Genomic DNA, 20,127 nt, shown 5'->3' on the forward strand with positions numbered 1-20,127 from the left:
CTCGTATGCCAACTCACTGGCCAAGTTGTGCGCGCAGGTTGGGGCCGACATCGACGATGTCACCCGCTGCATGGGAGCCGACGTCCGCATCGGGCCGCACTTTCTGGCTCCGGGCCCCGGCTGGGGTGGCTCGTGCCTGCCCAAAGACACCGCCGAACTGCTGCACACGGCCCGCAGTCATGGCATCGAGCTGGGCGAGGTGTCCTCGGCATGTGCGACCAATGCCGCGCAGGCCGGCCGGATCCTGCACACCTTGCAACGGACGATCCCGGTTCCGCTCGCAGAGGCCAGGATCGCCGCCCTTGGGCTCACGTTCAAAGCCGGGACCTGCGACCTGCGCGATTCCCCGGCATTGGCGGTCGGCGCCGAACTCGGCCGGTCGGGTGCCCAGCTCACCGGATACGACCCACGACTGGCCGCCGTGGACTTATGCGCCGTGCGCCGGGCCGGGATCGCCACGGCCGATGATCCATACCTGGCCACCAAGGATTCCGATGCGATCGTGGTGTTCACCGAATGGCCGGAGTTCGTCGGCCTGAACTGGCCCCGCATCGCCGAACAGGCCCCGTCGGCGGTGGTGGTCGACACCCGCAACGTGCTCGATCCGCGGCAGGTGACCGAAGCCGGCCTGCGCTACCTCGGCAACGGGCGACCGAACGGATTCTGACCGGTCGGCTCGGTCATTTCCGTCGGCCCACCTTTCGGATCATCCGGGCAGTGCTGCCCTCCAGGATCGCCTGCCGTTTATCACTGTCGCGCACACGCGCCGCCCGCCGTACCCCGGCGGCGATGGTCATGCCGTCACGGTAGGCCTCTACCACCCGCGGATCGACGTAGGCGCTGCGGGCCACCGCCGGGGTGTTGCCCAGCGACTCGGAGACCTCGCGCATCACCGCCGATTCCACGCGCTTGATCACCTTGTCGTCGACCGGCGGATCGGCGTCGACGAACGCCTCGGCGGCCAGCACCGTGCCGTGCCAGGTTCGCAGATCCTTCACCGTGTAGTCGTCGCCGATCATCTCTTTGAACCGGATGTTCAGATCCTCGGCGTGCACGTCGATCCACTCGGATGAGCGCCGGTAGGCCAACAGGCGTTCGCCGTCGGCCCGGCTCCGTTGCAGTGAGCGGACGGCGCGAGCCACGGCCGGGTCCTCGACGCGCAGGGTCCGCCGTACCCCGCTCTTGGCCGGGTAATCGAACTCGACCGCATCCGGGCGCAGGGTGATGTGCTCACGAAGCAGCGTGGCGATGCCGAACGAGTTGTTCTCCTCGGCGTATTGGTCACCGCCGGCCCGGAAGTAGCCGAGGTCCAGCAGCCGCAGCCCCAGGGCCAGCACGCGGTCGCGGGTCAGCCCACGACGGCGCAGGTCGGTAGCAATACCGGTACGCCAATCAACAAGGGAGCCAGACATTTCCAGCACGCGATCGAACTTCTCCTCGCCGCGCTCCTCTTGCCATTGGGTGTGGTACAGGTACTGGCGGCGGCCGGCGACATCGGTGCCGACCGCCTGGATGTGCCCGTTCGGGTACGCGCAGATCCAGACGCTCTTCCAGGCCGGCGGGATCACCAGCTCCTCGATGCGTTGCAGGGTGGCGGCGTCGGTGACCGTGGTCCCGGTGTCGTCGCGGTAGCTGAAGCCGCGCCCGCGGCGTATCCGTCGTATCCCCGGGCCGCGGACGACGCTGCGGCGCAATCTCATTGCCGACACCTCGGTTTAGGTAGCCGTGTGCGGTGGGTACGTGGCAAATATGTCATTGTCGGGCGGTTTCCGGTCGGGCAAAGAGGAAGCCCGTCGGCATCGTCGCGCGCGGCCGGTCTTGACTCTGGTTCACGGCGAGCGGATACCCCACCCCGGATACGATCACACGCCCAGGTCTCGAGCTGTTGAGCTGAAGGTGCCGGCTCACGTGGACGCGCTGGCGGTGGTGAGAACGATGACGGACACGCTGGCCAACTACGAGGGGCTGGACACCGATACCGCTGCCGAGTTGGCTCTGGCGGTCGACGAGGCCTGCACCGTGTTGATCGACATGGCCGCTGCCGGTGCGGGTCTCACGCTCACCGAAGAACCGCGCGATCGCGAAGTGACGGTGCGGCTGTCGACGATCTGTGACGCGGCGGTCGACGATCCGGTGCCACCTACTCTGGGGGGCTTCAGCCGACGCGTGCTGCACGCACTGGTTGATGGTGTCGAGACCTTCACCGAAGATATTGACGGCAATGACAATCGTTGCGCCGGGACGCTGTTCGGCATCGCCCTGACCGTCCGGCGCTGAACCGGCGGGCGGTCAGCGTTCGAGATCGACCAACTCGAGCTGTCGCGGTTGGCTGCGTAGCTTGGTCAGAGCGGCGGGTAGGCCGGTGGAAACGGGCAAAGTTCCCTCCGGGTCGCAGATGCGCAGCACCCGCGAGACCGCGCTACCCGGAATCAAAACCCAGTCGATGTTCTCAGCGGCACACCGGACATTGACCGTGTGCAGGCAGGCGAAGCAGCAGGCGCCGAAGAACCTCACCGCCGTCATGTCCAGTACCAGTTGACCACTCGGCCGGGCGTGCTGAATTCCGTACTCCGTCAACTCGGCGGCATTCGACGCGTCCAGCTCACCGTGGACGTTGACCACTGCGGTGGCCGGCCAGAGCCATTGCGCATCGAACTGCGCACGGGTGTGGTCGCTGGGTGCCGTGGTAGTGCGCCTCGCGACACTGATTGTCGGCATTTGTGACTCCCTCAGTAGAAATACTGTGGTCACGCCACGTGGCTCTGTGGGCTCAAAACCCCTGAGTGTAGGTAGTTGGCGGCCCTGACACTCGATGACGATTCCGGGCGGCTGTGCGCTCAACCTGAAGTGGACTTTACGCCCGATCACGAGTTGCAACAATCGAAGTTCGGCGTTTCTCAGGATCCTCTTCTTTTGCGCGGCACCGCTGTTTGACCAGGGCGTCAATCGGGTAACCGAGGCGTCATGAGGATCGGTGGATTATTGGGAACGCTCGTGCTCATCTGGTTGTTGATCGGCGTCGTCGCGGCCTGGCAGCGCGACTATTTCCATGGTGGATCAACGAACTGTGCAACTGCCGGCGCCATTGCACTCACGGTCCTGGCCGGGCCGTTGAACTATGCGGGCGTCAATCCGAAGGTGGACGAATGCCGTTTGCCGCAACCCAGTGCGATGGATTCCATCGCCGTCGTGAAGTGAGGTTGTCATGATTGTGCTCGGGGCAATTCTGCTCATTCTCGGCCTGATCCTCGACGTCTACCTGCTCTGGGTGGTGGGCGTGATCCTGCTGGTGATCGGCGCCGTGTTCTGGCTGCTCGGCATGATCGGGCGCCCGGTCGCGGGCCGGCGAAGCTGGTATTGACATCGAAGCTGACAACGAAGCTGGCATTGACAACAAGGGAGGTGCATGATGCCGAATTCGTCGATCAAGGACGAGAAGCTCTACGAGGAGCTGCGAGAAGAAGGTAATTCCAAGGAGAAGGCGGCTCGAATCTCCAACGCCGCTGCCGCCAGGGGGCGTTCGAGTGTCGGACGCTCGGGTGGAAAATCCGGCTCCTATGACGACTGGACCGTCGACCATCTCAAGCGTCGCGCGAAAGAGCTTGGTATCAAAGGATATTCCGACAAGAACAAGGGTCAGCTGATCGGCATGCTGCGCAATCACTGATCGAGCTGTCCGCGACCCCGCTGCCACCGGCAGCGGGGTCTTCTTATCTGCCGGACTCCAGGTCGGGGTGATCGCCGTATTTCCTGGCCAGAGCAGCCGTCGCGATCTACCGTGGAGACAGCCCGATACGGCAGGTAGGGCGACAATGGCGGGAAGGAGCAGCCATGAAGGGTCCGAAAGATCCAGTTGACCACGCCCGGACGACCCGACCGCATGCCGGTGAGTCCATGAAGGACAACGTCATCATGCCGGCGGTGGTGTTGATCTTGATGGCGTTGGTGTTGTTCGTCGGCACCCTGGCCGCGTTCGCCACCGGCAACTCCGACGTCGGATTCACCGTCGGCGCTCTGTCCGCGGCCGGTTTCCTCATCGGGTCGGTGTGGCTGGCGATCGAGCACATGAGGGTCCGTCGAATCGAGGATCGCTGGTACACAGACCATCCCGGCGTCATGAGGCAGCACCCCAGCAGCTGAACCCGGACGCGCGCCAACCCGGCCGCCTGCACGGCCGGGTCGGTGCCTCGCTGTCGGCTGGGCCTCGGCGCGGTCTCAGAATGTAGCCGCAAGGACAGCGAAATCGATTGCCAGAAGGGCCAACCCGATGATCGGGACCAGCACGCTGTAGCGCCAACGCGAAATGAACATCGTCAACAGGATCACCACCACCGGCACCACGGGCGCTCCGTAGAACAACACCCCGAACCAGAATTCTCCCGGTCCCTTGTCGGCGCACACCTCACCGGTGCAGCCGGCCATGCTCATCACCGCACCCATGCCGTAGAGGAACACCGCGATGGCGGCGGGGATGGTCAGTATGGCCAGTACCCAGGTCATCGAAGTACGTGCCGGCCGCTCGTCGTCGGGCGGTGCCTGCACCGTCTGTGATTCGGTCATGGCCATCGCATACCCAGTTTTGTCCCGTTCTGCACGGGTTATCCAGGCGGCATGGCCAGATTCGGATACACCCTGATGACCGAGCAGAGCGGACCCCGTCAGCTCGTCGACTACGCGATGGCAGCCGAGCGGGCAGGTTTCGACTTCGAGGTCTGCAGCGACCACTACAGTCCGTGGCTGGCCAGCCAAGGTCACGCCCCCAACGCGTGGCCGGTGCTGGGCGCGGTGGCGCACGCCACCAGTAGCGTGCAGCTGTATTCCTACGTGACCTGCCCGACGATCAGGTATCACCCGGCGATCGTCGCTCAGCAGGCGGCCACCGTGCAGATCCTGTCCGACGGCCGCTTCACCCTGGGACTGGGCAGCGGCGAGAACCTCAACGAACACGTGGTGGGCCGGGGGTGGCCCACCGTCGACCGTCGTCACGACATGCTCGCCGAGGCGATCAAGCTGATCCGTGAACTGCTCACCGGCGATCTCATCGACTTCCGTGGCGAATTCTTCGAGGTGAGCTCCGCGCGGATCTGGGACCTCCCCGAAGTGCCGCTCACCATCGCGGTGGCGATGGCCGGTGAGAGAGCCGTCGAGAAGCTGTCGTTGGCTGCCGATCACTTGATCAACGTCGCCCCTGATGCCGACATCGTCGACGGCTGGCAACAACGCCGTCAGGCGACCGGCCTGCTGCCCGAGGGAAAGGTGATCGGCCAGATTCCGGTGTGCTGGGATCCCGACCGCGACGCCGCGGTGGAACGGGCATATGACCAGTTCCGCTGGTTCGCCGGCGGCTGGTCGGTCAATGCGGATCTGCCGACGCCCGCCGGCTTTGCCGCGGCGACCCGGTTCGTGCGTCGCGAGGACGTGGCCGAGGCCATCCCGTGTGGTCCCGACCTGGACGCGATCGTCGCAGCCGTGGCGCCCTACCGCGAGGCGGGGTTCACCGACATCGCCCTGGTGCAGATCGGCGACGAGGGGCAACAGCGATTCCTCGACGAGGCCGCCAAGCCGCTACTCGCCGCGTTGCGTGCCGAGTTGGACTGAGGGCCCCGTCGACATCGGCGTGCTGAGCCGCATCGGCTCACCACGCCGCATTGTCAAGGGCACCACCAGCCACATGCTGACGAACAACAGCAGCGCGAGCGTGCCGGCGATGATGCCGGCCTCGCGGCCGGCGACGGTGTCGAAGATCAACTCGGCGACCCCGGCCATGGCCAGACCGAGCAACAACAATCCGGCGAACGCGCATCGGTGGGCGGCGGCGACCAACAGGTTCACCCGGTGCCGGCGAAACAGCAGGCGGTGCATGCCGACCGGAGCGATCAGGAGCCCGGTGGCAGCCACGGAACAGGCGACCGTCACGAGGTAGACCACCCGCATCGGCCGATCGAGCATCGGGAAGTGCTCCTGGAAGGGCAGGGTCAACAGGAAGCCGGTGAGCAACTGCACACCGGTCTGCACGACCCGCAGCTCCTGGAGCAAACTGGTCCAGTTGCGGTCGAGCCGTTCGGCTTCCGTCTCGTGGCGGGCCGTGCGGTCCCAGCGCTGACCCACGTCGGGACGGTCCGAATCCATACCTTCGATAATCCCACGTCGTGAACAGGTTTCCGGTAGCGAACGGATGGGCATCCCTGGCGGGAATCTGTGTGGGATGAGGCTAGGGTGCAGGAGAAAGTGCCGCAGTGCAGAAGTCGAGATCGAAGTCGTGTCATCGGATGCCGTCGTGAGCCGAACGTCCCGCCTACGATACTGTCGCTCCGAGACGCCGGGAGGTGAGATGGCCGACGAACCAGGCCAACTGAAGCAGACGAACCGCACGGAGCGGTCGGTCGAGATTCGGGTTGCCGCCAGGCTGGAGAACCTGGCCGTGGTGCGCACGTTGGTGGCCGCGGTGGCAACCTTCGAAGACCTCGACTTCGACGTCGTCGCGGATCTGCGATTGGCCGTGGACGAGGCCTGCACGGCGTTGATCCGTGCCGCGTTACCGCAGGCGAATCTGCAACTGACGATCGAGCCGGGCGAGGACGCGGTGGTGATCACCGCCTCGGCCACCTGTGCGGGTGCTGCCGTGGTGGAGCCCGGGAGCTTCAGCTGGCACGTGCTCAGCTCGCTGACCGACGAGGTCAAGACGTTCGCCGACGGTAACGGGCCCGACACCGGCAGGGTGTTCGGCATCAGTCTGACGACGAGACGAGCGAGCCTGCTGCGGTGAGTTCGGAATATGCAGACGTTCGCGACATGTTTCGCGAACTCAGCGAACTGTCCGAGGACGCGCCGGGATTCGAACGGCAGCGCGAGCGGATCGTGCAGCGCTGCCTCCCACTGGCCGATCACATCGCTCGGCGTTTCGACGGACGCGGGGAGCCCCGCGAGGACCTGGTGCAGGTGGCGCGTGTCGGTCTCGTCAACGCGGTGAACCGGTTCGACGTCGAAGCCGGGTCGGACTTCGTGTCGTTCGCCGTGCCCACGATCATGGGCGAGGTTCGGCGTCATTTCCGCGACAACAGCTGGTCGGTCAAAGTTCCGCGCCGGCTCAAAGAACTCCATCTGCGGCTGGGCGCCGCGACGGCCGAGCTGTCCCAGCGGTTGGGGCGGGCACCGACGGCCTCTGAACTGGCCGCCGAACTGGACATGGACCGTGAAGAGGTGGTGGAAGGCCTCGTCGCGGGCAGCTCGTACAACACCCTGTCGATCGACAGCGGTGGCGGCGGCGACGAGGATGCGCCGGCGATCGTCGACACCCTCGGCGACATGGATACCGGTCTGGACCAGATCGACAACCGAGAAACTCTGCGACCGTTGCTGGCCCAACTGCCCGAGCGGGAGCGGACCGTGTTGGTGCTGAGGTTCTTCGAATCCATGACGCAGACGCAGATCGCCGAACGGGTCGGCGTCTCACAGATGCACGTATCGCGACTGCTGGCGAAATCGCTAGCGCGACTTCGTGACCAGCTGCAGTAACGGCGTCTTGCCGTTCAGTGCGGACAGTGCCGCAGCCACGTTGTAGCACGCGCGTATCCCGGAGTCGGGGTCGCAGATCCGCAGCAGCCGGTTCACGGATTTACTGGGCACCAACACCCAGTCGACGGCGTCGGCCGAGCAGTGGTCCGCGATGGTTCTGAGGGCGGAGAATCCTGCCGTACCGAAAAAATCGACATTCGCCAGGTCGACCACGAGCCGTTCGGAATCGGCGCTGTTCCGCAGTGCGTACTCGGCGAACGCCGTGGCGTTTGCCGCGTCGATTTCGCCTCGGGCGCTGATCACCGCCGTCGCGGGCGGCAACCGACGGGTGGCGAATGCGGCGGGTGAGTCCTCGGAGTGGTTGATCAGGGCGTTTCCTGAAATGACAGACATGTGTGGCTCCATCAGTCGTAATACATGTATTCGTACTGTTGGTGCGGCGTCAGTCGACGATGGTGCAAGTTCCCGGGCTGTCGACAACGTGCCGCGGCTGTGAACTCAACCTGTCTCGAACCCTACCGCTGTCCATGTCACCCGCCAATTGGTTCGGCCGGATTCTTAAGCCCTGCTCAGGTCGCCGGACGCCCACGGGCAGACTTACCGGTATGTCGAATGGAAAGCCGGACACTGCCACGGTCACCGGTATCGTCCTGGCCGCGGGCGCGGGGAGCCGGTTCGGGATGCCGAAAGTCCTTGCCGGGGGTGGCGTTTGGCTCAAGCGAGCGGTAGCCGCGTTGGGTGACGGTGGCTGCGACGATGTGATCGTGGTGTTGGGTGCGGCGGTGGTGGGAGTGCCTGAACCGGCACGCGCGGTGATTGCCGAACAATGGAACGAGGGCATGAGTGCCTCCGTGCGTGAGGGCGTGGCGGCCGCAGGCGCAGCGGAATGGGTTGTCCTGCATACCGTCGACACCCCCGACATCGGCGCCGACGTGGTGGCCCGGGTGCTGAGCGCGGCGCGCGCGGGCGGTTCCGGTCTGGCCCGCGCCAGCTACGGGGGCCGGCCCGGGCATCCGGTTGTCGTGGCCCGCCGGCATCTTGCGGCGCTCACCGCGACCCTGCACGGTGACCAGGGCGCAAGGGTGTTTCTGCGCGGACGCGACGACGTCGCCGTCATCGAGTGCGGTGATCTGGCCACCGGCCTCGACATCGACGAGCGTTGAGGTGATGAGTCAGCGGAACGCGTATCCGCTCAGGTGTGCACCTCAAGCCCGAGTACGGCCGCGGCGTACCGGCGCACGGTGTCTTCCGATATCGCGGCGGCGTCCTCGAAGCCCGGGCGCCCGCGGCTGCTCAGGTATCCGGTGACGGGGTCGAGGATGACCTCGGCGAGTAGTTCACCGGTGGTCGGTTCGCAGACCGCCCACGTGTAGCGGGTGTCATCGGCCCAGCCGTCGGCGGCGTCGTGCACGTAGTCCAGGTCGTCCTCACCCAGATCGGCCAGCGCAGGCCGGTCGTCGACCCGGTCGTCGGCGCGCAGCCCACGCAGGTACCACTGGCCGTTGTTGATCTCTACGGGTTCCATGGGACCTCCAAGAAAGCCGAATGGCCACTTATGGCACAGGATTGACGAGAATCCGTGCCGTAAGTGGCCACTCGACGGATGTGTTTACTTGATCTCGGCGATCACGGTGCCCTGGGTGATGGCGGCACCGGCCTCGACGGCCAGGCCGGTGATGACGCCGTCCTTGTGGGCGGTCACCGGGTTCTCCATCTTCATGGCTTCCAGCACCACGACGAGGTCGCCGGCGGCCACTTCCTGGCCTTCTTCGACGGCCACCTTGACCACGGTGCCCTGCATCGGCGCGGTCACCGAGTCACCGGAGGCCGCCGCACCGCCACCGCCGCCGCGCTTGCGGGCCTTGGGCTTCTTCCGGACGACGCCGGGAGCCGCGGCACCGCCGCCACCGCCGATCGCCAGGTCGCCGGGCAGCGAGACCTCGAGACGACGGCCACCGACCTCGACGACCACGGTCTGGCGCGGGACGGTGTCCTCTTCCTCGATCGGGTCGCCACCGGTGAACGGCTCGACGGTGTTGTTCCACTCGGTCTCGATCCACCGGGTGTGCACGTCGAACTTCTCGCCGTCACCGATGAAGGCGGGGTCGGAGACCACGGCGCGGTGGAACGGGATGACGGTGGCCAGACCCTCCACGTGGAACTCGGCCAGGGCCCGGCGTGAGCGCTCCAGGGCCTCTTCGCGGGTGGCGCCGGTGACGATGAGCTTGGACAGCATCGAGTCGAACTGGCCACCGATGACCGAACCGGCCTCGACACCGGAGTCCAGCCGCACACCGGGGCCGGTGGGGATGTCGTAGCGGGTGACGGGCCCGGGGGCGGGCAGGAAGCCGCGGCCGGCGTCCTCACCGTTGATCCGGAACTCGAAGGAGTGTCCACGCGGGGTCGGGTCCTCGGTGATGTCCAGCGCCTCGCCGTTGGCGATCTTGAACTGCTGGCGCACCAGGTCGATGCCGGAGGTCTCCTCGGTGACCGGGTGTTCCACCTGCAGGCGGGTGTTGACCTCCAGGAAGGAGATCAGGCCGTCCTGGCCGACCAGGTATTCGACGGTGCCCGCACCGTAGTAACCGGCCTCCTTGCAGATGCGCTTGGCCGACTCGTGGATCTCCTTGCGCTGCGCCTCGGTCAGGAACGGGGCCGGGGCCTCTTCGACCAGCTTCTGGAAGCGGCGCTGCAGTGAGCAGTCGCGGGTGCCGGCGACGACGACGTTGCCGTGGGTGTCGGCGATGACCTGGGCCTCGACGTGGCGCGGCTTGTCCAGGTAGCGCTCGACGAAGCACTCACCACGGCCGAACGCCGCGATCGCCTCACGGGTCGCCGACTCGAACAGCTCGGGGATCTCCTCAAGCGTGCGGGCCACCTTCATGCCGCGACCGCCACCGCCGAAGGCGGCCTTGATCGCGACCGGCACGCCGTACTCCTTGGCGAACGCGACGACCTCGTCGGCGTCCTTGACCGGGTCCGGGGTACCCGGCACCAGCGGCGCCTTGGCGCGGGCGGCGATGTGGCGGGCGGTGACCTTGTCACCCAGGTCGCGGATGGACTGCGGGCTCGGCCCGATCCAGATCAGCCCGGCGTCGAGCACAGCCTGGGCGAAGTCGGCGTTCTCCGACAGGAAGCCGTAACCCGGATGGATGGCGTTGGCGCCGGACTTGGCGGCGGCGTCCAAAAGCTTTTCGAAGACCAGGTACGACTCGGCTGAAGTCTGGCCGCCCAGGGCGAAGGCTTCGTCGGCGAGTCGTACGTGCGGTGCATCGGCGTCCGGCTCGGCGTACACGGCCACGCTGGCCAGTCCGGCGTCTTTGGCGGCGCGGATCACCCGGACCGCGATCTCCCCGCGATTGGCGACCAGCACCTTGGAGATCTTTGAGCTGGCGTGGTTGGCCACGGTGCCTCCTCGGCAGTTCTCTAAGAAACGTCTTTAAGAATCTATCGCGGGCAGTTTATGCGCCGCACCTTGAGGCTTCTGAAACCGGTGTCGGTTACCGGTGAGTAGCTTTCTGCACGGATCTGTCAGCTGTCCCATCTCTCCTGTTGACGAGCAGATTTGCCGCGTTCACCGGCCGTCGCACCCCACTACTCTTCTTCCATGGGCGCGGGGATCTTCGTCATCGTTGTCGGCGTGTTGTGGGCGGGGTCCTCGCGGCCTCACCGCGACGCGTGTGGTGGGCCATGCAGTCCTGGAAGTTCAAGAACCCAGAAGCGAACGAACCCAGCGACATCGCTTACGGAATGACCCGGGCCAGTGGGGTTTTCGTGATCATCGTTTCGCTGGTTCTCGGTGGCGTCTTCATCGGTGACGAGATATCGAAGTCAGCGGCCGACAAACGCCAGCGCGAGGCTGAAGCGCAGAAGCGGGCAGCCGAGGCGGCCTTCGTGGTGCCGGAGCCGGAGCAGCGCGGGCCCTTGCCGGTGATCGGATACTTCGCCGAACCGACAGCCCGAGGCGCCACGATCACGGTGTACTACCAAGCGCCCGCTATCGCTGTGGACCAATACTTCCGCTCTATGTCGAATGGCGACAGCTATCCCTGTTACACCTCGCCCATCGTGAATCCGGCTGGCGAGGAGCGGATTACGGTTTCGCCCGAACTCATTTGGGCGCCAGAGAAATTGGGTGACATGTCAAAGGTGGGCGCCTGTCGACCTGGCGAGGGTCTTGCTGTCCGTGCAGTCCAGGTGGACGATGCTGCGGTAGGCACCACCGTCGTCACCGACTCAGCCATCATCGATCCAAACGGAACCGAGATCCGGCGCGCGGCGCCCGGCAACTCCGTTCCGAAACTCTCCGCGAAACTTCGGACGAACCGGTAAAGGCTCGGGTCCTCAGCCCGCGCGCACCCGCCGCTTGATCCGGGCCAGCATTGCCGACATGCCGCGCAGTCGCAGCGGGCTGATCAACGCGCCGAGCCCCAGTGCGGTGTAGAAGTCATCGGGCACCGCCAAGATGTCGTCGGCCGACTGTCCGTCCAGTCCGGTGGCCAGGATCGCGGCGAACCCTCGCGTGGTCGGGGCTTCCGGGGGAGCACTGAAGAACAACCGCACATTGCCCCGGTCGGAGGCGTCGACGTCCAGAAACAGCGGTGACTGGCACTCCGGGACGGGCTCCATCGCCGCCTCTTCGAGGTGGGTCGGCAATGGCGGCAGGTCGTTGGCGAACTCCAGCAGCAACTGCAGTTTGTCCTGGCCGGCCACCTCCTGGAAGTCGGAGACGACCTCCGCCAGGGCCGCCGGCATCGAACTCATGAGGCGCCCGGGGCGTCACCTGGGTCGGGGCCGACCGCGACCGGCACCCGGACGGCATTGCCCCACTCGGTCCAGGAGCCGTCGTAGTTACGCACTCCGGGGAGCCCGAGCAGGTGGGTCAACACGAACCAGGTGTGGCTGGACCGCTCGCCGATCCGGCAGTACACCACCGTCTCGTCCTCGGGCGTGAGGAAGCTGTACAGCTCCTCGAGTTCGGCGCGGCTGCGGAACTGACCGCTGTCTTTGGCGGCCTTGGCCCACGGAATCGACTTTGCGGTGGGGATGTGCCCGCCGCGAAGCGCACCCTCTTCGGGGTAGTCGGGCATGTGCGTACGTTCGCCGGTGTATTCCTGCGGCGAGCGGACGTCGATCAACGGCTGCTTGCCGAGGATGGCGAGGACGTCGTCCTTGTAGGCCCGGATCGGGGCGTCGTCCCGCTCGACGACCGGATAGCCGCTGGACTGGCGGGTGGGCACCTCGAGGGTGGTGTCGCGGCCATGGGAAACCCACAGGTCGCGGCCGCCGTCGAGCAGGCGCACGTCCGGGTGGCCGAACAGGGTGAACACCCACAGCGCGTAGGCGGCCCACCAGTTGCTCTTGTCGCCGTAGATCACGACGGTGTCGTCGCGGCTGATGCCCTTGCGGTCCATCAACTCGGCGAACTGCTCACCGTTGATGTAGTCGCGGACATTGGGATCGTTGAGGTCTAGATGCCAGTCGATCTTGACGGCACCCGGGATGTGGCCGGTGTCGTAGAGCAGGACATCCTCGTCGGATTCGACGATGGCCAAGCCGGGCCGGCCCAGGTTGCTGGCCAGCCAATCGGCGGTGACCAGGCGCTCTGGGTGGGCGTACTCGGCAAGAGTGGGGCTGGGGTCGGCAGGCAACGGCACACCATGAGCCTACCGTCGGACCTTTGGCCGATGCGGCGCCTATGCGGTGAACGCCACCTCGTAGGCCACCGCGTAGCGGCGGGCACCGTTGTTCGCGCGGAACAGCGAGCCCCCGTTCTGGGACCACGTCACCACCCGCAGCAGACGCTTACCCGGCGACAGGCGCTTGGTGATGATGTCGGCAAATGCGGCGCGCAACCGCTCCAGATCGCATGTTTCGAAGTCGCGTGCCACGCGAACATCCCACATTGTTTCTTCGACTGGCATGCAGCGAGTGTCCGCCGACCGCGGGCCGGTTCCGGGCAACCGGCTCGGCGCGGTCGGGTTGCGGTTGTGTTGCGATCCGGACACGCGGCGTACCGCACCCGCTCTCGGGCGGGCGTTTGTGCGGTCCGTTGCCGGGTATGTCCCTCGGGATGAGCGAAGCTTTCGCCGCGGCGAGGTTGGCGCGGCTGCACGGCGCCACGCAACTGTCTGCTCCCGCAGACTCCGTCGCTGCCCGCCAGGCGTGTCGGCTCAGCCGCAGGTATCTCCTTGACGCGGCAGCGGAGGCGGGCTGGGTGCTGGCCTGGACAAGCACGTGGGCGAAAACCCGGCAACGGCGGCGGTGGCAGGCCCATGCGCAAGAAACCCTTGGTGGATAACACGGTTCGGGGCCGGCTCGAGGATGTCGCCGGGCGCGTGTTCGGCTGGTCCGAACTGCGTCCCGAACAGCTGGCCGCGATGGAAGCCATCATGTCTGAGCGTGACGTTCTCGCGGTGCTGCCGACGATTTCCGGCCCGACTACCTGCGCCTGGGTGATGTGATCGAGCGGCTGGGCCGTCCGGTGGTCGCGGCCTTGACGGCAACGGCCTCACCGATGGTGCGCCGAGAGATCGTCGAACGGTTGCGGCTGCGCGACGCACTGGTCATCGCAAGCGGTTTCGACCGGGAGAACCTACGGCTGGAGGTCGAGCGGCACACGAGCGATGAGGACAAGAGGGACGCCGTCCTGTCCTGCGTTGTGGCACTGGACAAACCGGTGTTGCTCTACACCTCGACGCGAGCCGATACGCAACGGTACGCCGACGAGTTGGAACGCCGCGGGCTCGCGGTCGCGGCCTACCATGCGGGGTTGCGGGCCGGTGAACGTGATCGGGTACATCGGCAGTTCATCGACGACGAGATCGATGTCGTCGCCGCCACATCGGCGTTCGGCATGGGTATCGACAAACCCAACGTGCGCACGGTGATACATGCATCGGTGCCGGATTCGGTAGACAGTTACTACCAGCAGATCGGCCGGGCGGGCCGCGACGGCGAGGTGGCCTGTGCCCGCTTGTTCTACCGGCCGGAGGATCTGTCCCTCGGCCGATTCTTCAGCACGCATCATCCGGATGAGGCTTTGCTGTCCGCGGTGTACCGCGCCCTGGGGAACAAACCGAAACGGTTGAAAGATCTGCGGGCCGAACTCGGCATCCGCGGTAGAAGGCTGACCACCGCCGTCAACCTGTTGGAGCAGGCCCGCGCAGTGACGGCGGGGCGCAAGGGTTTTCGCGTGGGTAGTGAGGATGTCGCGACGGCGGTCGGTCGCGCTGTGGAGATCGCCGAGAGTAGTGAGCGGGTCGACCGGAGCCGGGTCGAGATGATGCGCGGCTATGCCGAAACCAGGAACTGCCGGCGTCAAAACCTGCTCGGCTACTTCGGCGAAGAACTGGCGCAGCCCTGCGGTAACTGCGACCGGTGCACCGAGCAGCCCGAAGCTGAAGTGGACGCCGGGAGTTCGCCGGTGCCGATCGACACCCCGGTGGAACACGCTCAGTGGGGCGCCGGCGTCGTGATGGGCGGTGACCGTGACACGCTCACCGTACTGTTCGACCGATACGGCTATCGGACCTTGTCGCTGTCGGTGATCCGGGAGAGCCAGGTGCTCAGGCGCCGACACGACCCCTGAGCGCCGAGCGCTACAGGATCGGCCGACCGCCGGTGACCGCCACCCGGGCGCCGGAGATGTAACTGCCGTCGTCGGAAGCCAACAGCACGTAGGTAGGGGCCAATTCGGCCGGCTGCCCGGCGCGGCCGAGCGGGGTGTCGTCGCCGAACGACTGGACCTTCTTCGACGGCATGGTCGACGGAATGAGCGGGGTCCAGATCGGTCCCGGCGCAACGCTGTTCACCCGGATACCTTTGTCGCCCAGAAGCTGCGCGAGGCTCGCGGAGAAGTTCGCGATCGCCGCCTTGGTGGCGGCGTACGGGGCCAGCGTCGGTGAGGGCATGTCCGAATTGACCGACGAGCTACCGATGATCGACGAGCCGGGGGCCAGGTGCGGTAGTGCCGCCTTGACCAAGTGGAAGTAGGCACCCACGTTCACCTTGAACGTGTAATCCCATTCCTGATCGTCGATTTCCTCCAACGTCTCGTGCGTCATCTGATACGCCGCATTGTTGACGAGAATGTCGATGCCGCCCAGTTCCTCCACCGCGCGGGCGATCACCGTACGACAGTGCTCGGGATCAGACAGATCACCGGGGATCAGTACGCACGTTCGTCCTTCTTCCTTCACCAGTTGCGCCACCGACTCGGCGTCCTCGTCCTCGTTGAGGTAGGAGATCGCCACGTCGGCCCCTTCCCGGGCGTAAGCAATGGCCACGGCCCGGCCGATCCCGCTGTCGCCCCCGGTGATGACGGCTCTCTTGCCGGCGAGCTTGCCGGAACCGCGGTAGCTGCTTTCACCACAATCGGGTACCGGGTTCATCCGGCTCTGTAGGCCGGGCACCGACTGTTGTTGATCGGGAAAGCCCATGCGCTGCTCCCTCCATTGGTTTCGCGTGGTTTCGCGCGCGGAGTACCCCGGCACGGGCAGCCGAAACGTGCCGTCGACCTGCGCTGTTTACCACCGCGCCAGCCGGGTATACCGCTTGCGAAATGAAGGAGCCGGGATGAACGCGGTGGCAACCGATCTGGCGGGCCGGAGAGTGCGGTTCGCGCACCACGTGCTCGACCTCGACGACGGGCATCGAGTAGGGGTTTCGATCGGTGGGCACGGTGTGCCGATGGTGTTCCTGCACGGCCTCGGACTGAACCGGCGTCACTATCTGCGCGTGCTCGACCGGATCGCCGCACTCGGGTTTCTCGTGGTGGCCGTCGACGTCGCCGGTCATGGTGACACCGGCGACCTTCCTTGCGACGCAGCCGAATTGGATGACCGGGCTGATCTGGTGATGCGTACGCTCGATGCGCTCGGCATCCGGCGAGCGGTCTTCGCCGGCCATTCGATGGGCGGCCGGATGGCAATTCAACTGGCCGCGACCGCGCCCGATCGTGTGCTGGCGGCGCTGTTGTTCGATGCGGCAGCAGGGGCATCGTTCGACGCTGCCCTTGAGACCGTGATGCGCTCTCCGCTGCAGATGGCCCGCACGATCTTCGGCGCGGTCTGCGACATGTATCGCGACCCGCTCCGCATGAAGATGGCCGCGGCCAACCGGTATCTGCGGATGCTGACGGCGGCGTCGATGGGCAGGTTCCTGCCGCCCAGCGGGTTCGTCGGTGCGGCGCAGGCCCTCATGCGCTCGGGCGAGTGCGCCGCGCTGCTTCGGGCGCTGCGGGAACGGGAGATCCCGACCATGGTATTGCACGGCGGAAGTGACGGCATCGTGCCGTTCGACTGTGCCCTCGAACTGGCCGACGAGGCCGACGCGACGTTGTACCGGATACCCGACGCGTACCACTCCTGGCTCATCAACGATCCATGGCGCGGAGCCGACGCGGTACGTCAACTTCTCGAGCGCGAACTCGGTGACGTCTTGCGCGATACGGCAGTGTCGATCGGCATCGAGGACTGGCGCGACGCGCAGGCGTGGGAAGAGACGTTGATCGAACCGGGTGCCTGGCTGCGTCGGCTCAGTGCCGGCGCCAAGACGGTCGGCGCCGACAAACCGCGGCGCGTCGAGATGGAACTCTTCCGACGGGCCAGGCAGTCAAAGACGGTGACGCACATCGCCTCGGCTCGCCCGGCGGCACGAACGCGGGTTCCGCGTACCGCGTGAGGTTCGTATGCCGATACCGGTCAGGCGGCCGGCGAACCCTGCAGCTTGCTGAGTAACTCGTGGCAGTACTTCGCGCGCTGAGAATCTTCGGACATCACCTGTTCGAAGAAGGATGCGACGTCGTCGAGGCCGGCATTGCGAGCATCGCGGACGTACTGGCCGTAGTCGTGACCGGCCTTCAGTGAGTGGTATTGCACCGAGATCAAATCGAACATCACGTCGCTGAACCCGGTTTCTCCGGTGGCCATGGCAACTCCAATCGTGAACGCTCTGTCGGATGTCGCGGTACTACCCAGTGGGGGCGTCGTCAAACAGACTGCGCAGCCTCAGGGCCGCGCCGAGCCTTCCCACAGCTGTGCGACCGACAGCCCGGCCTCGGACAACATCCGGCGCAGTAGCGGCAGGCTCAGCCCGATCACATTGGACGGGTCACCGTCGATGCCGTCGATGAACCAGCCACCGAGTCCGTCGAGCGTGAAACCGCCGGCGACCCCGAGGGGTTCGCCACTTTGGAGGTAGGCCTCCAGATCCGCCTCGGACGGCGAGCCGAAATGCACCGCGGTGATCCCGGTATCGGCAAGGCGATGGGTGACGGCTCCGTCATGGACGACGAGCACCGCATGGCCCGAGTAGAGATGAGCAGTCCGTCCCGACATCGCCTGCCATTGCCGCCGCGCGGTATCGACGTCGCCGGGTTTTCCGCACAGCCGCCCGTCGAGAAACAGCATCGAGTCACAGCCGATGACGACGCAGTCTGCAGCGACCGCTGCGGGCAGGTGAGCGAGCACCTCGTCCGCCTTGGCCGCGGCAAGTCCGCTGACCACGTGCTCGGGCGGGGCGTCGGCCAACGACGCGATGACGGCGTCCTCGTCGACACCCGAAACCACCACCAACGGATCGAGGCCGGCCTGGCGCAGAACGCCAAGCCGGCCTGTCGATGCCGAACCCAGGACGACCCGGGTCATTCAGATCCTCACTAGCGCCGCATGTGGGTGCGCTCCAGGAGCGTGACCCGCTGCCAGCTGAAGATCGAGTACCGCAGCTTGTCGACCGGGTGGCCCCACATGTTGCGATCGCGCAGCGCCGGCTCGGCAGCGCCGCCGCCGGCCGTGCTCAGGACGGCCATCAGCGCGGCCATCTCCTCGTCGGTGGGCTGACCGCTCAGCACCTTGATGTGTGCCTCGTGGTCGGCCTTCTGCTCGGTCTGTGCCTCGTCGGTGACGACGTCGGCCTGCACCTCGGCGCTCACAGTGGAATGTTCCCGTGCTTCTTCGGCGGCATCTGGATGATCTTGCGCTCCAGCAGCCGCAGCGCGTTGGCCACATAACCGCGGGTGTGCGAGGGCGGGATGACCGCGTCGACGTAGCCGCGCTCGGCCGCGATGTACGGGTTGACCAGGGTGTCCTCGTAGGTCTGCTGCAGCTCCAGGCGCAGCGCGTCGACATCCTGGCCCTCGGCGGCGGCCTTCTTGAGCTCGGAGCGGTACACGAAGCCCACCGCGCCCGAGGCGCCCATCACGGCGATCTGCGCCGTCGGCCAGGCGACCACCACATCGGCGCCCATGTCCTTGGAACCCATCACGCAGTACGCGCCGCCGTAGGACTTACGGGTGATGACGGTGACCTTGGCGACCGTGGCCTCACCGTAGGCGTAGAGCAGCTTGGCGCCGCGGCGGATGATGCCGTTGTACTCCTGGTCGGTGCCGGGCAGGAAGCCGGGGACGTCGACCAGCAGCACGATCGGGATGTTGAAGCAGTCGCAGGTCCGGATGAACCGGGCGGCCTTCTCCGAGGCGTTGATGTCCAGGCAGCCGGCGAACTGGGTCGGCTGGTTGGCCACGATGCCCACCGGGCGGCCGTCGACCCGGCCGAAGCCGACCACGATGTTGCCCGCGTAACCGGCCTGCACCTCGAGGAACTCATCGTCGTCGAGGATGCGGGTGATGACCTCATGCATGTCGTACGGCTGATTCGGCGAGTCCGGGATCAGCGTGTCGAGCTCGATGTCCTCGTCGGTGAGGGTGTCTTCGATCGCCCCTTCGACCGGAGCCACCGGGTAATGCGGCGGCTCGGCGTAGTTGTTCGGGGGCAGGTAGCTCAACAGGTCGCGGACGTATTCGAAGGCGTCCTGCTCGCCGGAGGCGACGTAGTGCGCGGTGCCGGACTTGGCCATGTGGGTGTGGGCGCCGCCCAACTCCTCCATGGTGACGTCCTCGCCGGTGACGGTCTTGATGACGTCCGGGCCGGTGATGAACATCTGGCTGGTCTGGTCGACCATGATGACGAAGTCGGTCAGGGCGGGGGAGTACACGTGGCCACCGGCCGCCGCACCCATGATCAGCGAGATCTGCGGGATGACACCCGAGGCCTTGATGTTGTTGTGGAAGATCCGGCTGTACAGGCCGAGGGAGACCACACCCTCCTGGATGCGGGCGCCGGCGCCGTCGTTGATGCCGATGAGCGGGCGGCCGGTCTTGATGGCCAGCTCCTGGACCTTGACGATCTTCTCGCCGTAGACCTCACCGAGGCTGCCGCCGAAAACGGTGGCGTCCTGGCTGAAGATGCAGACGTCGCGGCCGTCGATGGTGCCGTAGCCGGTGATCACGCCGTCGCCCAGCGGCCGGTTGTTCTCCAGGCCGAAGTTGGTGCTGCGGTGTTTGGCCAGCGCGTCGAGCTCGACGAAAGACCCCTCGTCGAGCAGCGCGAGGATGCGCTCGCGGGCGGTCAGCTTGCCTTTGGCGTGCACCTTTTCTACGGCGGCTTCGCCGACGGGGTGCAGCGTCTCCTCGGCCCGTCTCTTGAGGTCAGCCAGCTTGCCTGCAGTGGTGTGGATGTCCACCTGGTGCTCGGCGGACGGCTCGGTAACGCTCGTCATGGGTCACGATGTTATCGGTAACCCTAAGACTGGTCTAAGAGTGGTGGACGTGGC

At 66.1% G+C, this 20,127-nt stretch carries 29 protein-coding genes; 14 read left to right on the forward strand and 15 right to left on the reverse strand.

Annotated features, from left to right (window positions below):
• Window positions 1-667, forward strand: a 667-nt coding sequence (locus tag A5733_RS25840; RefSeq protein ID WP_142254217.1) for a UDP binding domain-containing protein, incomplete at its 5' end; no start/stop codon positions are given.
• Between the two features lie 13 nt (window positions 668-680).
• Here the strand turns inward: A5733_RS25840 and A5733_RS25845 are convergent.
• Entirely contained in the window at window positions 681-1,700 is a 1,020-nt protein-coding gene (locus A5733_RS25845) for a DNA topoisomerase IB (RefSeq protein WP_076242159.1), read from the reverse strand.
• Between the two features lie 208 nt (window positions 1,701-1,908).
• Between A5733_RS25845 and A5733_RS25850 the strand changes: the two genes are divergently transcribed.
• Complete coding sequence (locus tag A5733_RS25850) at window positions 1,909-2,277, forward strand: hypothetical protein (RefSeq protein ID WP_083666460.1); 369 nt, start codon at window positions 1,909-1,911, stop codon at window positions 2,275-2,277.
• A gap of 12 nt (window positions 2,278-2,289) precedes the next feature.
• Here the strand turns inward: A5733_RS25850 and A5733_RS25855 are convergent, their stop codons facing one another.
• On the reverse strand, window positions 2,290-2,718 hold the full coding sequence (locus tag A5733_RS25855; RefSeq protein WP_076242160.1) for an STAS domain-containing protein: 429 nt from the start codon (window positions 2,716-2,718) through the stop codon (window positions 2,290-2,292).
• A gap of 246 nt (window positions 2,719-2,964) precedes the next feature.
• On the opposite strand from A5733_RS25855, the gene A5733_RS25860 reads away from it, so the two are divergent.
• The 4 genes from A5733_RS25860 (at window position 2,965) to usfY (ending at window position 4,140) form a co-directional block, all read left to right on the forward strand.
• Entirely contained in the window at window positions 2,965-3,198 is a 234-nt protein-coding gene (locus A5733_RS25860; protein WP_076196506.1) for a hypothetical protein, read from the forward strand.
• Between the two features lie 7 nt (window positions 3,199-3,205).
• Complete coding sequence (locus tag A5733_RS27365; protein WP_139335220.1) at window positions 3,206-3,361, forward strand: DUF6131 family protein; 156 nt, start codon at window positions 3,206-3,208, stop codon at window positions 3,359-3,361.
• 48 nt (window positions 3,362-3,409) lie between these two features.
• A complete protein-coding gene (locus A5733_RS25865; RefSeq protein WP_067768561.1) occupies window positions 3,410-3,667 on the forward strand; it encodes a Rho termination factor in 258 nt (85 codons plus the stop codon).
• A gap of 164 nt (window positions 3,668-3,831) precedes the next feature.
• A complete protein-coding gene (usfY, locus tag A5733_RS25870) occupies window positions 3,832-4,140 on the forward strand; it encodes a protein UsfY (protein WP_067768477.1) in 309 nt (102 codons plus the stop codon).
• Between the two features lie 75 nt (window positions 4,141-4,215).
• Here usfY and A5733_RS25875 read toward each other — a convergent pair whose 3' ends face one another.
• Complete coding sequence (locus A5733_RS25875; RefSeq protein WP_076242161.1) at window positions 4,216-4,560, reverse strand: hypothetical protein; 345 nt, start codon at window positions 4,558-4,560, stop codon at window positions 4,216-4,218.
• Between the two features lie 51 nt (window positions 4,561-4,611).
• Here A5733_RS25875 and A5733_RS25880 point away from each other — a divergent pair, with 51 nt between their 5' ends.
• Window positions 4,612-5,598, forward strand: coding sequence for an LLM class F420-dependent oxidoreductase (locus A5733_RS25880; protein WP_076242162.1), 987 nt, complete (start codon window positions 4,612-4,614; stop codon window positions 5,596-5,598).
• On the opposite strand, the gene A5733_RS25885 is transcribed toward A5733_RS25880, so the two are convergent.
• On the reverse strand, window positions 5,566-6,129 hold the full coding sequence (locus A5733_RS25885; RefSeq protein WP_076242163.1) for a DUF6328 family protein: 564 nt from the start codon (window positions 6,127-6,129) through the stop codon (window positions 5,566-5,568). The genes A5733_RS25880 and A5733_RS25885 overlap by 33 nt on opposite strands.
• A 202-nt stretch (window positions 6,130-6,331) precedes the next feature.
• Here A5733_RS25885 and A5733_RS25890 point away from each other — a divergent pair, with 202 nt between their 5' ends.
• Complete coding sequence (locus A5733_RS25890; protein WP_067768480.1) at window positions 6,332-6,766, forward strand: ATP-binding protein; 435 nt, start codon at window positions 6,332-6,334, stop codon at window positions 6,764-6,766.
• A gap of 26 nt (window positions 6,767-6,792) precedes the next feature.
• The gene (locus A5733_RS25895; RefSeq protein WP_231965661.1) at window positions 6,793-7,515 is read left to right on the forward strand and encodes an RNA polymerase sigma factor SigF; all 723 of its coding nucleotides are present in this window, start codon (window positions 6,793-6,795) and stop codon (window positions 7,513-7,515) included.
• On the opposite strand, the gene A5733_RS25900 is transcribed toward A5733_RS25895, so the two are convergent.
• Window positions 7,486-7,908, reverse strand: coding sequence for an STAS domain-containing protein (locus tag A5733_RS25900; RefSeq protein ID WP_067768482.1), 423 nt, complete (start codon window positions 7,906-7,908; stop codon window positions 7,486-7,488). The genes A5733_RS25895 and A5733_RS25900 overlap by 30 nt on opposite strands.
• Window positions 7,909-8,120: 212 nt before the next feature.
• Between A5733_RS25900 and A5733_RS25905 the strand changes: the two genes are divergently transcribed.
• Window positions 8,121-8,678 carry an NTP transferase domain-containing protein gene (locus tag A5733_RS25905; RefSeq protein WP_076242164.1) on the forward strand — a complete coding sequence of 186 codons (558 nt, stop codon included), beginning with the start codon at window positions 8,121-8,123 and terminating at the stop codon, window positions 8,676-8,678.
• 29 nt (window positions 8,679-8,707) lie between these two features.
• Here A5733_RS25905 and A5733_RS25910 read toward each other — a convergent pair whose 3' ends face one another.
• Together A5733_RS25910 and A5733_RS25915 are read right to left on the reverse strand one after the other, a co-directional pair.
• A complete protein-coding gene (locus A5733_RS25910; protein ID WP_067768486.1) occupies window positions 8,708-9,040 on the reverse strand; it encodes a hypothetical protein in 333 nt (110 codons plus the stop codon).
• A gap of 84 nt (window positions 9,041-9,124) precedes the next feature.
• On the reverse strand, window positions 9,125-10,921 hold the full coding sequence (locus tag A5733_RS25915; RefSeq protein WP_076242165.1) for an acetyl/propionyl/methylcrotonyl-CoA carboxylase subunit alpha: 1,797 nt from the start codon (window positions 10,919-10,921) through the stop codon (window positions 9,125-9,127).
• 239 nt (window positions 10,922-11,160) lie between these two features.
• Here A5733_RS25915 and A5733_RS25920 point away from each other — a divergent pair, with 239 nt between their 5' ends.
• Window positions 11,161-11,847: a DUF6199 family natural product biosynthesis protein gene (locus A5733_RS25920; protein WP_076242166.1), complete on the forward strand. Its 687-nt coding sequence runs from the start codon at window positions 11,161-11,163 to the stop codon at window positions 11,845-11,847.
• A gap of 12 nt (window positions 11,848-11,859) precedes the next feature.
• Here the strand turns inward: A5733_RS25920 and A5733_RS25925 are convergent, their stop codons facing one another.
• Genes A5733_RS25925 through A5733_RS25935 form a run of 3 tightly spaced genes read right to left on the reverse strand, consistent with a single transcriptional unit; the run spans window position 11,860 to window position 13,439 of the window.
• Window positions 11,860-12,279 carry a SufE family protein gene (locus A5733_RS25925; protein WP_076242167.1) on the reverse strand — a complete coding sequence of 140 codons (420 nt, stop codon included), beginning with the start codon at window positions 12,277-12,279 and terminating at the stop codon, window positions 11,860-11,862.
• Window positions 12,276-13,172, reverse strand: coding sequence for a sulfurtransferase (locus A5733_RS25930; protein ID WP_076242168.1), 897 nt, complete (start codon window positions 13,170-13,172; stop codon window positions 12,276-12,278). Before A5733_RS25930 ends, A5733_RS25925 begins: the two co-directional genes overlap by 4 nt.
• A 39-nt stretch (window positions 13,173-13,211) precedes the next feature.
• Entirely contained in the window at window positions 13,212-13,439 is a 228-nt protein-coding gene (locus tag A5733_RS25935) for a hypothetical protein (RefSeq protein WP_231965657.1), read from the reverse strand.
• A gap of 351 nt (window positions 13,440-13,790) precedes the next feature.
• Here A5733_RS25935 and A5733_RS25940 point away from each other — a divergent pair, with 351 nt between their 5' ends.
• Window positions 13,791-13,979, forward strand: a complete 189-nt coding sequence (locus A5733_RS25940; RefSeq protein ID WP_076242169.1) for a hypothetical protein — start codon at window positions 13,791-13,793, stop codon at window positions 13,977-13,979.
• Window positions 13,976-15,106 carry a helicase-related protein gene (locus tag A5733_RS25945; RefSeq protein WP_233152794.1) on the forward strand — a complete coding sequence of 377 codons (1,131 nt, stop codon included), beginning with the start codon at window positions 13,976-13,978 and terminating at the stop codon, window positions 15,104-15,106. The genes A5733_RS25940 and A5733_RS25945 overlap by 4 nt, the downstream gene beginning before the upstream one ends.
• A 10-nt stretch (window positions 15,107-15,116) precedes the next feature.
• Here A5733_RS25945 and A5733_RS25950 read toward each other — a convergent pair whose 3' ends face one another.
• On the reverse strand, window positions 15,117-15,956 hold the full coding sequence (locus A5733_RS25950) for an SDR family oxidoreductase (RefSeq protein ID WP_076242171.1): 840 nt from the start codon (window positions 15,954-15,956) through the stop codon (window positions 15,117-15,119).
• A gap of 136 nt (window positions 15,957-16,092) precedes the next feature.
• Between A5733_RS25950 and A5733_RS25955 the strand changes: the two genes are divergently transcribed.
• Window positions 16,093-17,199, forward strand: a complete 1,107-nt coding sequence (locus tag A5733_RS25955) for an alpha/beta fold hydrolase (protein ID WP_076242172.1) — start codon at window positions 16,093-16,095, stop codon at window positions 17,197-17,199.
• Between the two features lie 20 nt (window positions 17,200-17,219).
• On the opposite strand, the gene A5733_RS25960 is transcribed toward A5733_RS25955, so the two are convergent.
• From A5733_RS25960 to A5733_RS25975, 4 genes are all read right to left on the reverse strand, one after another.
• Window positions 17,220-17,447 (reverse strand): acyl carrier protein, encoded by a 228-nt coding sequence (locus A5733_RS25960; protein WP_067768504.1) that lies wholly within the window; start codon window positions 17,445-17,447, stop codon window positions 17,220-17,222.
• A 78-nt stretch (window positions 17,448-17,525) separates the two neighbouring features.
• Window positions 17,526-18,164 (reverse strand): nucleoside triphosphate pyrophosphatase, encoded by a 639-nt coding sequence (locus A5733_RS25965; RefSeq protein ID WP_076242173.1) that lies wholly within the window; start codon window positions 18,162-18,164, stop codon window positions 17,526-17,528.
• An 11-nt stretch (window positions 18,165-18,175) separates the two neighbouring features.
• Window positions 18,176-18,448, reverse strand: coding sequence for an acyl-CoA carboxylase subunit epsilon (locus A5733_RS25970; RefSeq protein WP_083666462.1), 273 nt, complete (start codon window positions 18,446-18,448; stop codon window positions 18,176-18,178).
• Window positions 18,445-20,073, reverse strand: coding sequence for an acyl-CoA carboxylase subunit beta (locus A5733_RS25975; RefSeq protein WP_067768509.1), 1,629 nt, complete (start codon window positions 20,071-20,073; stop codon window positions 18,445-18,447). Before A5733_RS25975 ends, A5733_RS25970 begins: the two co-directional genes overlap by 4 nt.
• Window positions 20,074-20,127 lie beyond the last annotated feature (54 nt).

Source organism: Mycobacterium sp. NS-7484 (genome assembly GCF_001953975.1).
Lineage (GTDB): Bacteria > Actinomycetota > Actinomycetes > Mycobacteriales > Mycobacteriaceae > Mycobacterium.

Coding starts and splice junctions, on each gene's coding strand:
- A5733_RS25965 (WP_076242173.1), bottom strand. CDS start 18,164: ATGACCCGGGTCGTCCTGGGTTCGGCATCGACAGGCCGGCTTGGCGTT.
- A5733_RS25890 (WP_067768480.1), top strand. CDS start 6,332: ATGGCCGACGAACCAGGCCAACTGAAGCAGACGAACCGCACGGAGCGG.
- A5733_RS25900 (WP_067768482.1), bottom strand. CDS start 7,908: ATGTCTGTCATTTCAGGAAACGCCCTGATCAACCACTCCGAGGACTCA.
- A5733_RS25925 (WP_076242167.1), bottom strand. CDS start 12,279: ATGAGTTCGATGCCGGCGGCCCTGGCGGAGGTCGTCTCCGACTTCCAG.
- A5733_RS25885 (WP_076242163.1), bottom strand. CDS start 6,129: ATGGATTCGGACCGTCCCGACGTGGGTCAGCGCTGGGACCGCACGGCC.
- A5733_RS25940 (WP_076242169.1), top strand. CDS start 13,791: ATGCGCAAGAAACCCTTGGTGGATAACACGGTTCGGGGCCGGCTCGAG.
- A5733_RS25845 (WP_076242159.1), bottom strand. CDS start 1,700: ATGAGATTGCGCCGCAGCGTCGTCCGCGGCCCGGGGATACGACGGATA.
- A5733_RS25895 (WP_231965661.1), top strand. CDS start 6,793: ATGTTTCGCGAACTCAGCGAACTGTCCGAGGACGCGCCGGGATTCGAA.
- A5733_RS25865 (WP_067768561.1), top strand. CDS start 3,410: ATGCCGAATTCGTCGATCAAGGACGAGAAGCTCTACGAGGAGCTGCGA.
- A5733_RS25875 (WP_076242161.1), bottom strand. CDS start 4,560: ATGACCGAATCACAGACGGTGCAGGCACCGCCCGACGACGAGCGGCCG.
- A5733_RS25910 (WP_067768486.1), bottom strand. CDS start 9,040: ATGGAACCCGTAGAGATCAACAACGGCCAGTGGTACCTGCGTGGGCTG.
- usfY (WP_067768477.1), top strand. CDS start 3,832: ATGAAGGGTCCGAAAGATCCAGTTGACCACGCCCGGACGACCCGACCG.
- A5733_RS25880 (WP_076242162.1), top strand. CDS start 4,612: ATGGCCAGATTCGGATACACCCTGATGACCGAGCAGAGCGGACCCCGT.
- A5733_RS25950 (WP_076242171.1), bottom strand. CDS start 15,956: ATGGGCTTTCCCGATCAACAACAGTCGGTGCCCGGCCTACAGAGCCGG.
- A5733_RS25935 (WP_231965657.1), bottom strand. CDS start 13,439: ATGCCAGTCGAAGAAACAATGTGGGATGTTCGCGTGGCACGCGACTTC.
- A5733_RS25855 (WP_076242160.1), bottom strand. CDS start 2,718: ATGCCGACAATCAGTGTCGCGAGGCGCACTACCACGGCACCCAGCGAC.
- A5733_RS25960 (WP_067768504.1), bottom strand. CDS start 17,447: ATGGCCACCGGAGAAACCGGGTTCAGCGACGTGATGTTCGATTTGATC.
- A5733_RS25975 (WP_067768509.1), bottom strand. CDS start 20,073: ATGACGAGCGTTACCGAGCCGTCCGCCGAGCACCAGGTGGACATCCAC.
- A5733_RS25955 (WP_076242172.1), top strand. CDS start 16,093: ATGAACGCGGTGGCAACCGATCTGGCGGGCCGGAGAGTGCGGTTCGCG.
- A5733_RS25905 (WP_076242164.1), top strand. CDS start 8,121: ATGTCGAATGGAAAGCCGGACACTGCCACGGTCACCGGTATCGTCCTG.
- A5733_RS27365 (WP_139335220.1), top strand. CDS start 3,206: ATGATTGTGCTCGGGGCAATTCTGCTCATTCTCGGCCTGATCCTCGAC.
- A5733_RS25860 (WP_076196506.1), top strand. CDS start 2,965: ATGAGGATCGGTGGATTATTGGGAACGCTCGTGCTCATCTGGTTGTTG.